The organism is Kordiimonas sp. UBA4487, assembly GCF_002389025.1.
Classification (GTDB): domain Bacteria; phylum Pseudomonadota; class Alphaproteobacteria; order Sphingomonadales; family Kordiimonadaceae; genus Kordiimonas; species Kordiimonas lacus.
The window spans coordinates 290,008-304,328 of record NZ_DGNR01000015.1; the positions used below are offsets into that span (position 1 = coordinate 290,008).

The 14,321-nt window shown below is 55.6% G+C and carries 16 protein-coding genes; 11 read left to right on the forward strand and 5 right to left on the reverse strand.

Features of this window, described 5'->3' with window-relative positions:
• Positions 1-151: 151 nt before the first annotated feature.
• The 3 genes from B3Z17_RS17785 (at position 152) to B3Z17_RS17795 (ending at position 3,807) form a co-directional block, all read left to right on the forward strand.
• Positions 152-808 (forward strand): TetR/AcrR family transcriptional regulator, encoded by a 657-nt coding sequence (locus tag B3Z17_RS17785; RefSeq protein WP_068306686.1) that lies wholly within the window; start codon positions 152-154, stop codon positions 806-808.
• A 74-nt stretch (positions 809-882) separates the two neighbouring features.
• A complete protein-coding gene (locus B3Z17_RS17790) occupies positions 883-1,416 on the forward strand; it encodes a DsrE family protein (RefSeq protein WP_286831080.1) in 534 nt (177 codons plus the stop codon).
• A 66-nt stretch (positions 1,417-1,482) separates the two neighbouring features.
• Positions 1,483-3,807 (forward strand): S9 family peptidase, encoded by a 2,325-nt coding sequence (locus B3Z17_RS17795; RefSeq protein WP_286831081.1) that lies wholly within the window; start codon positions 1,483-1,485, stop codon positions 3,805-3,807.
• Between the two features lie 35 nt (positions 3,808-3,842).
• Here the strand turns inward: B3Z17_RS17795 and B3Z17_RS17800 are convergent, their stop codons facing one another.
• Positions 3,843-4,097, reverse strand: a complete 255-nt coding sequence (locus tag B3Z17_RS17800; RefSeq protein ID WP_068306684.1) for a SemiSWEET transporter — start codon at positions 4,095-4,097, stop codon at positions 3,843-3,845.
• A 408-nt stretch (positions 4,098-4,505) separates the two neighbouring features.
• Positions 4,506-5,393, reverse strand: a complete 888-nt coding sequence (locus B3Z17_RS17805; RefSeq protein ID WP_286831083.1) for an alpha/beta fold hydrolase — start codon at positions 5,391-5,393, stop codon at positions 4,506-4,508.
• A gap of 347 nt (positions 5,394-5,740) precedes the next feature.
• Between B3Z17_RS17805 and B3Z17_RS17810 the strand changes: the two genes are divergently transcribed.
• The 5 genes from B3Z17_RS17810 (at position 5,741) to B3Z17_RS17830 (ending at position 11,444) form a co-directional block, all read left to right on the forward strand.
• Positions 5,741-7,324 (forward strand): peptide chain release factor 3, encoded by a 1,584-nt coding sequence (locus B3Z17_RS17810; RefSeq protein ID WP_139167640.1) that lies wholly within the window; start codon positions 5,741-5,743, stop codon positions 7,322-7,324.
• Between the two features lie 118 nt (positions 7,325-7,442).
• The gene (locus tag B3Z17_RS17815) at positions 7,443-8,861 is read left to right on the forward strand and encodes a hypothetical protein (RefSeq protein WP_286831085.1); all 1,419 of its coding nucleotides are present in this window, start codon (positions 7,443-7,445) and stop codon (positions 8,859-8,861) included.
• Between the two features lie 59 nt (positions 8,862-8,920).
• The gene (locus B3Z17_RS17820; RefSeq protein WP_286831086.1) at positions 8,921-9,874 is read left to right on the forward strand and encodes a M14 family metallopeptidase; all 954 of its coding nucleotides are present in this window, start codon (positions 8,921-8,923) and stop codon (positions 9,872-9,874) included.
• Positions 9,875-9,912: 38 nt separating this feature from the next.
• Complete coding sequence (locus B3Z17_RS17825) at positions 9,913-10,323, forward strand: VOC family protein (protein ID WP_068306671.1); 411 nt, start codon at positions 9,913-9,915, stop codon at positions 10,321-10,323.
• Positions 10,324-10,376: 53 nt separating this feature from the next.
• On the forward strand, positions 10,377-11,444 hold the full coding sequence (locus B3Z17_RS17830; RefSeq protein ID WP_286831088.1) for an SMP-30/gluconolactonase/LRE family protein: 1,068 nt from the start codon (positions 10,377-10,379) through the stop codon (positions 11,442-11,444).
• A gap of 10 nt (positions 11,445-11,454) precedes the next feature.
• On the opposite strand, the gene fliP is transcribed toward B3Z17_RS17830, so the two are convergent.
• Genes fliP through B3Z17_RS17845 form a run of 3 tightly spaced genes read right to left on the reverse strand, consistent with a single transcriptional unit; the run spans position 11,455 to position 12,957 of the window.
• Entirely contained in the window at positions 11,455-12,249 is a 795-nt protein-coding gene (fliP, locus tag B3Z17_RS17835) for a flagellar type III secretion system pore protein FliP (protein WP_286831089.1), read from the reverse strand.
• On the reverse strand, positions 12,236-12,556 hold the full coding sequence (locus B3Z17_RS17840; RefSeq protein WP_286831091.1) for a FliO/MopB family protein: 321 nt from the start codon (positions 12,554-12,556) through the stop codon (positions 12,236-12,238). Before B3Z17_RS17840 ends, fliP begins: the two co-directional genes overlap by 14 nt.
• Positions 12,553-12,957, reverse strand: coding sequence for an EscU/YscU/HrcU family type III secretion system export apparatus switch protein (locus B3Z17_RS17845; RefSeq protein ID WP_082714673.1), 405 nt, complete (start codon positions 12,955-12,957; stop codon positions 12,553-12,555). The genes B3Z17_RS17840 and B3Z17_RS17845 overlap by 4 nt, the downstream gene beginning before the upstream one ends.
• A gap of 152 nt (positions 12,958-13,109) precedes the next feature.
• Between B3Z17_RS17845 and flgB the strand changes: the two genes are divergently transcribed.
• From flgB to B3Z17_RS17860, 3 genes are read left to right on the forward strand one after another with little or no spacing between them, the layout of a single operon-like run.
• Positions 13,110-13,532 carry a flagellar basal body rod protein FlgB gene (gene flgB / locus B3Z17_RS17850; protein WP_068306663.1) on the forward strand — a complete coding sequence of 141 codons (423 nt, stop codon included), beginning with the start codon at positions 13,110-13,112 and terminating at the stop codon, positions 13,530-13,532.
• A 43-nt stretch (positions 13,533-13,575) separates the two neighbouring features.
• Positions 13,576-13,983 carry a flagellar basal body rod protein FlgC gene (gene flgC, locus B3Z17_RS17855; RefSeq protein WP_068306662.1) on the forward strand — a complete coding sequence of 136 codons (408 nt, stop codon included), beginning with the start codon at positions 13,576-13,578 and terminating at the stop codon, positions 13,981-13,983.
• A 10-nt stretch (positions 13,984-13,993) separates the two neighbouring features.
• Positions 13,994-14,317, forward strand: a complete 324-nt coding sequence (locus B3Z17_RS17860) for a flagellar hook-basal body complex protein FliE (protein ID WP_068306658.1) — start codon at positions 13,994-13,996, stop codon at positions 14,315-14,317.
• Positions 14,318-14,321: the final 4 nt, after the last annotated feature.

Here is a 14,321-nt window from a genome sequence, read left to right on the forward strand (position 1 = left end):
ATGAATTTTTCGACCTTCGACCTCATAAAAACTCAACATTTGTTGAATTGTCAATCAAAATTTCAACAGTCATTGAAAAATGAAAAAATAGAGATTTACGAATGACTGCAGCCTGGGCTACAAAAGAAGGGGTAATGAGGAGGGGGATGCATTGGCCAAAACCAAAGAGAACCGGCGGGTTAAGCGTAAAGACCGAATTCTTGATGCAGCTGAGGCGCTCTTTGCCAAGCATGGCTTCGACGGTGTGTCCATGCGCATGGTCGCTGTGAAGGCGGAGGTAGACTTGGCGCTCGCCAGTTACCATTTCGGCAACAAACGCGGACTTTTTGATGCGATTCTGCTCAGGCGGGCCGGGGTTTTGAACCAGACCCGACTGGAAGCCTTGGAGAAATGCCAGCAGGAAGCAGGAGAAGCTGGCCCGACGGTTGAGGCCATCATTGATGCCTACCTGAAACCGCTTCTGGCGTTCGGATATGAAGAAGACGAAGGCTGGCGGCATTATTTTGAATTGGTGGCCCAGGTGAACAACTCGCCGGAATGGGGTGGCCAGCTGATGACCAAATATTTTGACCCACTGGCCCGCAGGTTCATGGATGCACTAAAGAAAGCACTGCCGGATTCTGAGCCGCAAAATCTATACTGGGCCTATCATTTCCTTTCAGGCGCCTTGACGCTTACCTTCGCCAACACAGGCCGGATCGATAAACTCTCGGACGGCATCGCGCGGTCCAAGGACATGGTGGGGGCCTATGAACGCATGGTGCCCTTTATCACCGCCGGCTTCATGCAGATCTGCACCAAGAAATAAACAGACATGTGATTTGAGCCTGACCCTTTATCTTGCTAGGCGCGAGAGAGGACAGGTTCGACAGGGAGAAAACGATGAAACAGGGCTTAGTGGGCGCAGCCCTCTTGTGCACCGGCATGCTATGCGCGATGCCGGTGATTGCGGACGATGCCGAATTCACCAAGGGGCCTCTCATCACGGAATATGGCCCAGTGGTGGCTGTGCCGGGCGCCACGATGCTTTCCGCCGACAGCCACTTCAAGGTGGCTTTCGATGTGGTCGACAAGGGCGAAGAGGGCAAGGTCAGCCGCCGCTTGGAGAGCGCTGCACGTTTCCTGAATATGCATGTGGCGGCGGGCGCAGACCCCAAGAATATCAAGTTGGCTGTGGTGATTCACGGCAAGGCCGTTTTTGATGTCACGAACGACGCCAAACATGGCGGCCCAAACGCCAATGCCGACTTGATCCAAACCCTGATGGCACATGGCGTGACATTCCACGTTTGTGGCCAGTCCGCAGCCTATCAGGGCGTGAAGAAAGAAGACCTTCTGCCGGGTGTCGAGATGGCACTGTCGGCCATGACGGCTCATGCGCTGTTGCAGCAGCAGGGCTATACACTTAATCCATAACGAGCAATTTACTGTGCCGACTGCAACGACACTTGGGAGGTGTCGGCGACCAACGGGGACAACATAATGAAGAAAATGATACAGACCAGCGCTTCTTTTCTGGCGCTTAGTGCTCTCACGGCTGGGACGGCCGGGGCTGAAGACCTGACGATTGAACGGCTGGTTGGCAGCCCGAGCATCAGCGGACCAAGCGTACAGGGGCTTGAGATGTCGCCCGACGGGCGCCGCATCACCTTCCTACAGGGCAAAGCCGAGAACAAGGCCCAGCTTGATCTGTGGCAGTATGACATCGAGACCGGGGAGGCGTCCCTGCTGGTGGATTCCGCTGTCCTCCTGGGCGGCAAGGAAGAAGAGCTGAGCGAAGAAGAAAAGGCGCGGCGCGAGCGCGACCGGTCGCTCACCGGCAAGCGCGGGATCGTGAGCTATGAATGGAATGCGGACGGAACGTCCTTGCTTTTTCCCGTTGGTGGCGATGTTTATGTGCTGCCCATTGGTGGCGACGTCAAACGGCTGACGGACACGCCAGAGTTTGAAACAGACATCCAGTTCAGCCCGAAGGGACGGTATGTTTCCTTCATTCGCGACCGGGAATTATATGCAATCGACATTGAAAGCGGCCTTGAAATTCAACTGAGTTCTGGCGCAAGCGAGACCGTGTCGAACGGTATGGCCGAGTTTGCCGCGCAGGAAGAATTGGGGCGCTACACGGGCTATTGGTGGTCACCTGATGAGGCCGCTATCGCCTACCAGCAGGTGGACGAATCCCCGGTTGAAATCAAGGATCGCTACGAAATCCAGGGTGATGGCAGCGTCATCACGCACAAGCAGCGCTATCCTTCAGCTGGCACGCCGAATGTTAAATGGAACCTGAAGATTGTGCGGTTGAATAAGCCGGATGAGCCGAAGGATCTCGCGATGGCGGCGGATGTCGTCGTGACAGGCGGCGCAGAATATCTGGCGCGCGTGGACTGGCTGGCGTCATCCAACCTGTTGGTGGCCCAGACACTGAACCGCACGCAGACAGAGCTGACCTACAATCTGATTGCCGGGAATGGCAATAACCGGGTCTTTCCAAAGTGTGGGCCGGATGCAGACAAAAACTGGGTGGTCAAGCGTGACGGCAACATGTGTATGCGGTTCGCCAGGAAGCTGACCAGCGATGTCTGGATCAACCTGAACGACGATTTCGAAACCATTGGCTATGAAGAAGTGCTTGTCAGCCGTGACTGGCCGCAAGGCGACGCTGGCAGCTTCAACCATATCCTGCGGTATAAACTTGATACCGGCGAGTTTACCCCGATCACCTCGGGCAACTGGAGCGTGAACGAGATCGAGCATGTCGACAGGAAAGCCGGGTTGGTCTATTTCACGGGCTACAAAGACAGTCCGCTCGAGCAGCATCTTTATAGCGTGCCGCTCAAGGGCGGAGAGATCAAACGCATCACCCGCGAGGCCGGTTGGCACAAGGTGACGGTGGGCGAGGGCGTGTTTGTCGACAAGTTCGAAAGCCCTGACCAGCCGCCACAGGTAATGGTGCGCAACCTGGCGGATGGCAGCACGCGGTTTGCCATCCTTGAGAACAAGCTGGATGCCAGCCATCCGTTCGGGCCGTATCTGGATAGCCGGGTGAAAACCACTTTCGGCACAATCAAGGCGGATGACGGTACAGACCTTTATTACCGCATGTATCAGCCCGCCACTATGGACGTGGGGCGCAAGTATCCGGCTGTATTGGCGCCGTATGGCGGCCCGCACGGACAGAAAGTGCGGCATGACTGGCATCTGGGTTTCAACCATATTCTGGCGCGGAACGGTTTCGTTGTGCTTGTGCTGGACAACCGCGGCATGGCCAATCGGGGCCTGAAGTTTGAAAGCCATATCAAGCATGCCATGGGTACGGTTGAGGTGGCAGACCAGGTGGCCGGTGCCAATTTCCTGATGGGGCTCAACTATATCGACCGTGACAATATCGGCTTCTGGGGCTGGTCCTATGGTGGCTACATGACGCTGATGGCCCTCTTCCAGGCGCCGGATGTCTTCAAAGCCGGGGTGTCTGTGGCGCCTGTGACCGACTGGCGGCTCTATGATACGGCCTATACCGAACGCTATCTAGGTCTTCCCGACGCGCCGGGGAACGTTTATGAAAACTCTAGCGTTTTCAAATATATCGACGGCTTCAAGGGCAAGCTTTTGCTGATCCACGGCATGGCCGACGACAACGTCTTCTTCGATAATTCTGTGAAGCTGATGTCGACGCTGCAGAATGCCGGCAAGCCATTTGAGCTGATGACCTATCCGGGCAAGAAGCACGGCATTCGGGGAGAGGCCGCGCAGGCCCACCTGTATAATCAGGCGCTGGCCTTTTTCAAGCGAACGCTGCAAGCAGATTAAGGATGTGGAGAGGCCGGGGTACCCCGGCCTTTTCTTTAACCGAAGCGCACCTTGGCGATCACGATTGATGTCGCCAGCAGCAGCGTAACAGCATTGGCGGCGATGATCGGGATATCACCGAGCATCAAGCCGTAGACAAGCCACATGAAGACACCCAAAGACATCAGGCCGAACATGCCCAGGGAAATGTCGGTGGTGGACCGGGTGCGCCAGACACGGACAACCTGAGGCACAAAGGCGATGGTTGTGAGGCAGCCGGCCAGAAGGCCTATCAGGGTCAGGTATGGCACGGTTCAGTTCCAATCCTTGGGAAAACATTCTCTGGCCACATACTCTATCGTGATAGCGCTGTCATATAAAAAATTGTGTCAGGAGGCCTGATTAACCCAGCCGGAGGGCAGGGCGCGTTGGTCTGGTGGGCGATCAATGCATTTTTTGATAAAAAGTAGACTCATTAGTCTTGTATTAATTTTTTTCTGGACTATATAGTCCATTAAAGGCCTGACGCCGATGCCGGTCCCGTGAGACAGCACCGCAAAAGCCAAGGCACATGGGAACGCCCGCCGGTTGCTGGAGATTGGACTTCTTCCTTCCCCCTCCCCATCCGTGATCCACCCGAGCGGGCGTGAAATCTGAAAGGCCGGAGCAGCAAGCGCTGTTTCCGGCCTTCTTTTGTTTTCAGGGGCAAGATGGCCGGCTTACGCAGCCCGGTCCATTGTGAAGGTGCCTTCGACTGTCTCTTCGCTATCCATCAGTGTGTCGTGGATGATCTCGATCATGCGCTTGAATTTTTCCACATGGATCATGTGGTCGGCCCCAGGTACGGCAATGAAACGACCGTTCTTGAAGGAATTGGCCACTTTCAGGTTGGCCTCTACCGGCACGAAATGGTCATGCTCGCCAGTGAAGATGGTGGCCTCGACGTCCGGCATGAGGCTCAGGTCAGTCTTGCCGTCCAGAAGGATACGCAGCGTATTGTGCTTGAACTGTTCCTTGATGCCGGTGTTGGCGTTCAACAATGCATGTTTCAGCTTGTCGGCCGTCAGGCGCGCAATCCGGTTGGTCTGACGCAGTTCCGGGTTGGTCATCAGGTTTGTGAAGCCATCGGCAAACTCTTCAATGCGGTTCCATTCCAATTGGAACAGCAAGAGGTTGAAGTCATATTCAAGCTCGCGCGGCAGTTCCGCCATGGCAGACGCCAGGATCAATTTGTCGATGCCCAGGTATTTCTGGGCATAACGCATGGCAATAATGCTGCCGTAGCTGCAGCCCATGAGGTTGATCCGGTCTACGCCAAGCGACTTGAGCGCGCTGTGGATCGCGCGGCAGATGAAGTCGAAGCCATAGGTGTGGGGCAGGATACCGGTATCGCCGTTGCCGGGTGTATCAATGGTGATCACCCAGGATTTTTCAGCGATTGCATTGCTCAGCTTTTCGACCTGGGTGATATTCTGGAAAGCGCCGCCGATAAAGACCAGAGGGACTTCGGTCAGTCCTTTTGAATATTCTTTCAGGTGAATTGGAAAGCCTTCAAAGGAAAGGCGATGATATTGGTGATCGAAAGACAAACTATGTAATTTAGACACTATTCAGTTCCTCTGATAGAGTTCGAACGAAAATTTGCGCCTGATGAATCTTTATTTACTTTTTGTTTGCCTGATATTTTGGTTAATGCCTAATTAACCATGAGGGCGGGGCATACATTGAATCATCTTAGGTTGCAAGGCCTGTTGCACGCGTATGGCGGTCACTTTGCAAAAATGTTGCAATTTTGCAGCAGATTCAGCCTCAGTAGCCGGATTTCCTCTTTCAATCCCCGTAGAAATCGCTAGGGTGCCGACGAATTTCGGCGAGATAAGCGGCCTTTGGCGCGGTTGCCGGAAAGAAACATGAAAATCCAGGCGAATCGCCTGAAAACAGTTGGGTAGACTTGATGTCTCTGGCACAGCAAATCGAAAGAAGGCGGACGTTTGCGATCATCTCGCACCCTGACGCCGGTAAGACCACCCTGACAGAAAAACTGCTGTTGTTCGGCGGTGCCATTCAGGCTGCGGGGGAAGTGAAGGCGCGCGGTGAACGCCGCCGCGCCCGGTCTGACTGGATGAAGGTGGAGCAGGAACGTGGTATTTCTGTGGCGTCGTCTGTCATGACATTCGACTATCTCGAGCGCACCTTCAACCTGCTGGACACCCCAGGGCACGAAGACTTTTCGGAAGACACATACCGGACGCTGTCTGCTGTCGACAGCGCGGTGATGGTGCTGGATGCCGCCAAGGGTATCGAGACCCAGACCCGCAAGCTGTTTGAAGTCTGCCGCCTGCGCGATATGCCGATTGCGACCTTCATCAACAAGATGGACCGGGAAACCAAGGACCCGTTCGAGCTGCTGGATGAAGTTGAGCAGACGCTGGCCCTTGATGTGGCACCGGCCAGTTGGCCGATCGGCATGGGCCGCGATTTCAAGGGCTGTTACGACCTGATCCACGATCAGCTGATCCTGTTTGATCGCGGCAAGGGCGACAGCATTTCGGAAAGCATCAAATGCCAGGGGCTCGATGACCCCAAGCTGGATGAGCTACTGCCCGACTATGCGGTTGAAAAGCTGCGGACCGACGTTGAAATGGTGCGGGAACTGTGCCCCCAGTTCAACCTGAAGGACTATCTTGAAGGCACGTTGACGCCGGTTTTCTTCGGGTCAGCTGTCAACAACTTCGGTGTTCAGGAGCTTCTCGCAGGACTGGCGGACTTTGCGCCCCGGCCGCGCGCTGGCAAGGCGCTTGAGCGCCAGGTCGCACCGGACGAAGGCAAGGTAACAGCGTTCGTGTTCAAGATTCAGGCGAACATGGACCCCAAGCACCGCGACCGCATCGCGTTTGTGCGTGTTGTTTCCGGCCGCTTCAAGAAGGGCATCAAGATGAAGCATGTCCGCAGCGGCAAAACGTTGGCGATCCATAACGCGCAGCTGTTCCTGGCGCAGGACCGGGCCGTGGCTGAAGAGGCCTATCCGGGCGACATCATTGGCCTGCCGAACCACGGCAACTTGCGCATTGGTGACACCCTGACGGAAGGTGAAATGATCCGCTTCACAGGGGTGCCCTCCTTCGCGCCGGAAATCCTGCAGAAGGTCCGTCCTGAAGATCCGATGAAAGCCAAGCATCTGGGTCGGGCGCTCGAGCAGCTGGCGGAAGAAGGCGCTGCGCGTGTGTTCAAACCCGCGCTGGGCAGTGACTGGGTTGTGGGCGTTGTGGGGCCACTGCAGTTTGACGTGCTGGCGGACCGTATTCGGACAGAATATGAAGTGCCTTGCCGCTTTGAAGCCACCAGCCTGATGACGGCTGAGTGGGTGGAAGGCGACCCGCGCGAGATCAAGAAGTTTTCTGACCAGAACCGGGCATCGATGGCGGTTGACCATGCTGGCGCGCCGGTCTATCTGGCCCGAAACAATTGGCATCTTGATAAGGCGAAGGATGATTTTCCATCGCTCAAGTTCCTGAAAACAAAAGAGGAAGTCTACTAAGGCTTCCGAAAGCCGATCCGGCGAATTCCAAGAGGCTCACTTTGACATCGGTCAAGGTGGGCCTTTGTCTTGATCTGCATTATACTGCCCATCAGACGTCCGCTTTCAGGGAGGCTATATGGGGCAGGAACTGGATACCAGCGAGTTTCGTGACGAGGATTATGAAGCGTTCGGCCAGCGCCTGAGGGCGGAAACCGACTTGGTTGAGACCTGGGAGCAGCAAGGGGCCTTGTCTAATGGCCCGGCTACCGCGGGATTTGAGCTGGAGGCCTGGCTTGTAGGCCCCAATATGCACCCGGTCCCCCAAAATGACGCTTTCATAAAGGCGCTGGATAGCCCCTTGGTGGTGCCGGAACTTTCCTGTTTCAACGTAGAGTTCAATGGCGACCCTGCGGAGCTGACTGGGGGTGCGCTATCAGACCTGCATGCCGACTTGGCTGGCCTGTGGGACAGGGCCGTTGATGCCGCTGCCAAGATGGACCTGAAGCTTGCCATGATCGGCATCCTGCCTACGGTCAAAGGCACAGACCTCTGTACCGAAAACATGTCTGCCGGCCAGCGCTATAAGGCCTTGAACGAGCAGGTTTTTCGCCTGCGAAAAGGGAAGCCGATCAAACTGGACATCGAAGGACGCGAGCACTTGGTAAGCGACCATATGGATGTCATGCTGGAAGCGGCTGCAACTTCATTCCAGATTCACCTCAAGGTCCCGAACGGTCGGGGCGTGGACTATTACAATGCGTCGAAGCTGGCGTCAGCGCCCTTGGTCGCGGTATCGGCAAACAGCCCCTATCTTTTTGGCAGGGACCTTTGGGCAGAAAGCCGCATTCCGCTTTTTGAGCAGGCGGTGTCGGTTGGGGACTGGGACTATGAGGAGCGCGTCACCTTTGGCGTTCGTTTCATTGAAAGAAGCCTTTCCGAAGTGTTCCTGGCCAACCGCCAACGCTATCCGATCCTGCTGCCGCATGTGACCGACCGGGAGGCCGAAAAGCTGGATCATTTCCGGCTGCAGAATGGTACGATCTGGCGCTGGAACAGACCGCTGGTTGGCTGGGACGAGGACGGCACACCCCACTTCAGGTTGGAGCAGCGCGTTGTACCCGCAGGCCCGACCATTGCGGATTCAATGGCAAATTCGGCCTTCTATTATGGGCTTGTCACCTATCTTGCAAATGCAGACACGCGGCCGCATAAGCGCGCACAGTTCTTCACCACGCGGGATAATTTCTACTTGGCGGCAAGGGACGGCTTGGGCGCTGTCATTCGCTGGGACCATCAGGACGGAAAGCCAATGAGGCAACTCCTTCAGGAAGTCTTTCTGCCTATGGCAGAGGAGGGGCTTCAGTCGCTGAATGTAGACCCTGCTGATATACATCGTTATCTGGGCATTATTCGGGGGCGGGCGGAAACCGGCCAGAACGGCGCAACCTGGCAGCGTGCGTTCGTGAGGACACACGGTGCCAGCATGGAGGAAATGCTCGAGGCCTATATGGCCAGGCAGCAAACAGACACGCCGGTCCACGAGTGGCCACTGTAGCCATGCTTCAATGTTTCGACGAGGTACCAGACACGTTTTTATCCTGCGGGGCGCACCAGTTGGCGGACATTCTTGGGGGCCCTTCGTTATTCTATCTGGAAGGCCTGCGAAAACCGCCCCTGTTTGTAACCGTATTGCAGCACGGCAATGAACCTACAGGGTTCGAGGCCGTTCAGGCCATATTGCGCAAGTATCAAGGCAGCCAACTGCCGCGTGCCATGTGGCTGTTTGTTGGAAATGTTGCGGCGGCAAAAACTGGCCGGCGCGTGCTCAAGGGGCAGCTTGACTATAACCGTTCCTGGCCAGGCACGGATATGGCGCCGGGGCCGGAGACGGCGCTGATGGCCGACGTTGCGGCAAAAGTGACAGCGGAACCTTTGTTTGCCAGTATCGATCTTCACAACAACACTGGCTGCAACCCGCATTATGGCTGCGTCAATTTCCTCGATACCGCTTTTCTTCAGCTTGCGTCGTTGTTTGCGCGCACGGTGGTCTATTTTACCCGGCCGCTTGGTGTCCAGTCCGCGGCAATGGCAATGCATGCGCCAGCTGTGACGCTTGAGTGCGGCCAGGCCGGTGAAAGCGCGGCGCTTGCGCACGCCACAGAATATCTGGATGCCTGCCTGCATATGCACCACATCCCGGACCATCCAGTGGCGCCGCGCGATATCCATCTTCTCAGAACCAAGGCAACGGTGAAGGTGAAACCGGGGCTGGATTTCACATTTTCGGGGCAGGGCAGTGATGTCTGTTTCCGGCCGGACCTGGACCATTTCAATTTCGGGGCCCTTAAGGCAGGAGCGGCGATTGCCCGTACCTCCGAAAGCCTGCCAATGCCACTGATTGCACTGGATGATCAGGGCCGGGATATCACCGAAGACCTATTTGCCCAGTCTGGCGGCACATTGGCGGTGCGAAAGGCACTTATTCCCTCAATGGCGACAACAAATGTTGATGTGGTTCGGCAAGACTGCCTGTTCTATGTTATGGAAGAAGTGTCACTGGCCGTATAGCCTGGTGCCACTGGTCCGAACTGAACAGGGGAGAGTATATGTCTGATGCCGAAGGGGTAATAACCGGTGTGGGCGGAATATTTTTCAAATGCCGCGACCGGGAAAAGCTTGTGTCCTGGTATCAGGACAAGCTTGGATTTCCCTTTGACGGGGCAGGTGCATCCTTTGTGTTCAGGGAAGATGATGACCCGGAAAAGCTGGGGTATTTTGTCTGGGGGCCTTTCAAGCGCGAAAGCGAATATTTCCGGCCGTCCGGCAAGGAGTTCATGATCAACTTGCGGGTCCGCGGCATTGAGAAGCTCGTCGAGCGGCTCAAGAAGATGGGCGTCGAGCAGATTGGCGAGATCGAAGAGTTCGAATATGGCAAATTTGCCTGGATCATGGACCCTGAGGGCACCAAGATCGAGCTGTGGGAGCAGCTGGGCGAGCCACCGATAATGGACGAGTGATTTTTTGGGGGCGCCTCGCTATCAAGGGCATGGGTGATCAAAAGGGGGACTTGATGAAAAAGATAATCGTTCGAGGCGCAGCTGCGGTTGTGGCCTTGCTGCTGCTGTTTATTCTGTGGCCGGCCAAGATTGATCCTGTTGCCTATACGCCGCCTGAAGGGCCCGGCTTCACCGGTGTCTATGCCACGAACGAAGCGCTTCTGGAGGCCGAGACCATCCCGCTGCAGTTCAGCCAGGGACCAGAGGATGTTGCCGTGGATGCAAGTGGCCGCATCTATGGCGGGCTGCATGATGGGCGCATCGTGCGTATCCTCATGGACAGTACGCAGGAAGTATTTGCCACCATTGAGGGCGGTAGGCCGCTTGGGCTGCATTTTGACGCAGCGGGCAACCTGATTGTGGCAGACGCCTGGAAAGGGCTTTTGTCCTTCGATACTGAAGGCGCCATGACGGTGTTGAGCACGGAAGAGGGCGGTGTGCCCTTTGCCTTCGCTGACGACCTGGATATTGCGAGCGATGGCAAAATCTATTTCTCGGACGCCAGCTTCACCTACAATCAGCCCGACTACCGCCTGGACCTATTGGAGGCGCGCGGTAACGGCCGGCTTCTGGTGTTTGACCCCGCCACTGGTGAGACCACCAAACTGCTGGGGAACCTCTATTTCGCCAACGGTATCGCACTGTCGCAGAATGAAGATTTTGTGTTGGTCAATGAAACGGGTCGCTACAGGGTGACGCGTTATTGGCTGAAAGGCGAAAAGGCCGGGACCTCAGACATCTTCATCGATAATCTGCCGGGGTTCCCGGACGGGATTTCTGCGAACCGCAAGGGGACATTCTGGCTGGCGATTCCATCACCCCGGAACCCGAAGATGGATGGCCTTCACCCGAAGCCCTGGGCCAAGGCGCTGGTATCGAAATTGCCTACGTTCTTGCAGCCGTCAGCCATTCATATGGGGCTGGTGATCGCGCTTGACGAAGAAGGGCAGGTAATCCGCACGCTGCAGGACCCGCGCGGCGATAATGTTTATATGATCACTTCTGCTGAGCAGGTGGGGGATATGCTCTATCTGGGCAGCCTGGAGGCCCCGCAGGTGGCGCGAGTCATGGTAGGGGATTAGTCCCCTACCTCTATGTCCCGACCCCGGGCGGCGGGGCTGTGCCAAAGCTTTGAACCAGCGAACCGGCCACCAGGTTCCAGCCGTCCACCATGACGAAGAAAATCAGCTTGAACGGCATGGCAATCATGACCGGCGGCAGCATCATCATACCCATGGACATGAGGATCGAGGCCACCACCATATCGATCACCACAAAAGGCACATACAAGAGGAAGCCGATCTCGAAGGCGCGGCGCAGTTCAGAAATCATGAAGGCTGGCACCAGAACGGTCAGTGTGATTTCGTCCCGCGTCTCCACCGGGCCGTCTGGCGACAGGTTCATGAACAGCTCAAGATCTTTTTCCCGCACCTGTGACATCATGAAATTGCGCATGGGTACAGACGCGCGGTCGAAGGCTTCCTGTTCGTCAATTTCCTCATTTATCAGCGGCTGGATGCCTTGATCCCAGGCAGCGGTTAGCGTCGGTGCCATAACATAGCCGGTGAGGAAAAGGGCCAGTGAAATCAATACGATATTGGGCGGTGTTTGCTGTGTACCCATCGCGCTCCTGAGCAGCGAGAAGACAATGATCATACGGGTAAAGCTGGTCATCATAATCAGGATGCTGGGTGCAAGGCTAAGGACAGACAAAAGCAAGATCATCTGTACGACGCGACCGCTCAGCGAGCCGGATTCCCCGAGATCGAGATTAAGCGATTGAGCGGAGGCAGGTGACGCCGTCATCAGCACGGCGGCAAGCGCCAGCGGCAGCAGAAACAGAAAACTATGGATGATCAGCTTGCGATGAAACTTAAGGCTTTTCACGTTGTGTTTCCTCTGCTAGCGCCTGTTCGAAGCCTGATGGGGCTTTATTTCCAGTCGGGCCGTCAATCAAGGTGACGCCGTGCTGCCCGGTGCCGAGAAAATAGTCTCGTCCGCGCCAATGCACAACCACCAAGCGGTTGCGGGCGTCCAGCATCTGGCTGTCGAGAATGGTAATCTCGCGTTTCTTGCCCGTCATGCGTGGCTGTCCGGGGATCAGCCCGAAACGTTTCACGGCCCAGGCCGCCAGGGCCAGGAAGCCCAACATGACAAAAAGGATGGAAAAGGCGCTAATGGCTTCGCTGGTCATTGGTTGCTTTCTTTCCCGTCGTCGTCATTGGTCTGGGCTGGCTCGTCAGCCGGCATTGGCTCCAAGAGCTCTGTGGTTTCGACTGTATCTGTGTCATGCTCGCGGGCTTCTGTCATGGCTTTATTTTCGGCATAGACACGCTCAAGAATGAGTGACACGGCATGCAGGGCCTCAAGCGGGACAGGGCTCTCGACTTCAAAAGCATCAAGAAGCTCGGTGAGGTCTTTGTCCTGGCGGACCTTGACGCCTTCGGCAAAGGCAATGTCCAGTATCTTTTCCGCATTAAAGCCGTGCCCTTTTGCAGTAATTCGGGGCGTAGCCTGTTCGCTATCCCTTTTTACTGCAACGGCTTTTGTGTCCGGCACCGGCTTGGGTGCATCTGTCGGTTTCTGGTCTGACATGGCGATATTGAGCGACAAATCGGGTCAAAATGCAAGCGCTTGCGGAAGGGGCAGTGGAAAAATATCGCGTGTTTGCAACTTGTTAACCGGTTCCGGTGCATGTTATGGTACGTTTAAATGAAAGACGCGCGCAAACAGAGACTGTTGGAAGCATGGATTTAACCAATATTCCCCTGATGGCTGCCCTTAAAAGCCGCATGAAATGGCTGAACACCAACCAGACGGTGATCAGTGAAAACATCGGTCATGCGGATACGCCGGGCTATAAGGCCAAGGAGCTGGACAAACAGAATTTTTCTGGTCTTGTCGACAACCTTGTCTCGGACCGGCCGCAGGGCACGCAAATGCGCACCAAGAATTCTCGCCACATGGATACGAGTGGTTCTTCTTCTGTGACAATGCGCACACGTGAGGTCAAGGACAGCGAGGAAACGCCATCCGGTAACTCTGTGGTGCTTGAAGAAGAAATGATGAAATTGGCTGACAACCAGATGAAATACGGCATGGTTGTCAACCTCTACAAAAAGAATATCGGGCTGTTGAATATTGCCCTAGGCAAGGGTGGCGGGCGCTAGAACAGCGTCATGACCCGCTTGAACCAGTGTAAAGGAACAAGCGATGGATCTCGAAAAGGCTATGATGGCTTCGGCGGCTGGGCTTCGTGCGCAGTCCGTGCGCATGCGCGTAATCTCCGAAAACATCGCCAACCAGAATTCGGTCGCAAGCGAACCGGGCGCAGACCCATATCGCCGCAAGATCATCACTTTCCAGACGGAGCTTGATCGCGCGTCTGGCGTTGAACTTGTGAAGCCGGGCAAGGTGGAATTCGATCAGAAGGAATTCGGCAAGAAATATGATCCGGGCAATCCGGCTGCGGACGAGGCAGGTTATATCAAGACGGCCAATGTCAATGGCATGATCGAGATGATGGATATGCGCCAGGCTCAGCGGACTTACCAGTCAAACATCAATGCGCTTGAGGCCAGCCGTCGAATGGCCACAATGACGCTTGATCTCTTGCGGTAGGGAGTAGGCCATGAATATCAAGCAACTTGATGCGGTCAATGCCTATTCACAGGCGACCAAGAAGATGCAGGAAACCGGCCTGGGTTCCCGCGACGGTTTGGACGGCGCGAAATCCAACAGCGCTTTCTCCGCCCTTGTAAACGACGCCGTTGGTGACGTGCAGCAGGCAACAAGCCATATGGAACTTACGGCGGCCAAGTCGCTGGTGAATGAAGCTGATATGGTTGACGTGGTGACAGCTGTTTCCAACGCGGAGATGGTTGTGAACACTGTTGTTACTGTGCGTGACAAGGTGATCGCCGCCTATAATGATATCCTCAAGATGCCAATCTAATCCA

What these genes read in the sequence shown, in the direction of transcription:
- flgC (WP_068306662.1), top strand. Translation starts at nt 13,576, where the DNA reads ATGGATCTCGAAAAGGCTATGATGGCTTCGGCGGCTGGGCTTCGTGCG.
- B3Z17_RS17860 (WP_068306658.1), top strand. Translation starts at nt 13,994, where the DNA reads ATGAATATCAAGCAACTTGATGCGGTCAATGCCTATTCACAGGCGACC.
- B3Z17_RS17825 (WP_068306671.1), top strand. Translation starts at nt 9,913, where the DNA reads ATGTCTGATGCCGAAGGGGTAATAACCGGTGTGGGCGGAATATTTTTC.
- B3Z17_RS17815 (WP_286831085.1), top strand. Translation starts at nt 7,443, where the DNA reads ATGGGGCAGGAACTGGATACCAGCGAGTTTCGTGACGAGGATTATGAA.
- B3Z17_RS17795 (WP_286831081.1), top strand. Translation starts at nt 1,483, where the DNA reads ATGAAGAAAATGATACAGACCAGCGCTTCTTTTCTGGCGCTTAGTGCT.
- B3Z17_RS17790 (WP_286831080.1), top strand. Translation starts at nt 883, where the DNA reads ATGAAACAGGGCTTAGTGGGCGCAGCCCTCTTGTGCACCGGCATGCTA.
- B3Z17_RS17845 (WP_082714673.1), bottom strand. Translation starts at nt 12,957, where the DNA reads ATGTCAGACCAGAAACCGACAGATGCACCCAAGCCGGTGCCGGACACA.
- flgB (WP_068306663.1), top strand. Translation starts at nt 13,110, where the DNA reads ATGGATTTAACCAATATTCCCCTGATGGCTGCCCTTAAAAGCCGCATG.
- B3Z17_RS17810 (WP_139167640.1), top strand. Translation starts at nt 5,741, where the DNA reads ATGTCTCTGGCACAGCAAATCGAAAGAAGGCGGACGTTTGCGATCATC.
- B3Z17_RS17830 (WP_286831088.1), top strand. Translation starts at nt 10,377, where the DNA reads ATGAAAAAGATAATCGTTCGAGGCGCAGCTGCGGTTGTGGCCTTGCTG.
- B3Z17_RS17840 (WP_286831091.1), bottom strand. Translation starts at nt 12,556, where the DNA reads ATGACCAGCGAAGCCATTAGCGCCTTTTCCATCCTTTTTGTCATGTTG.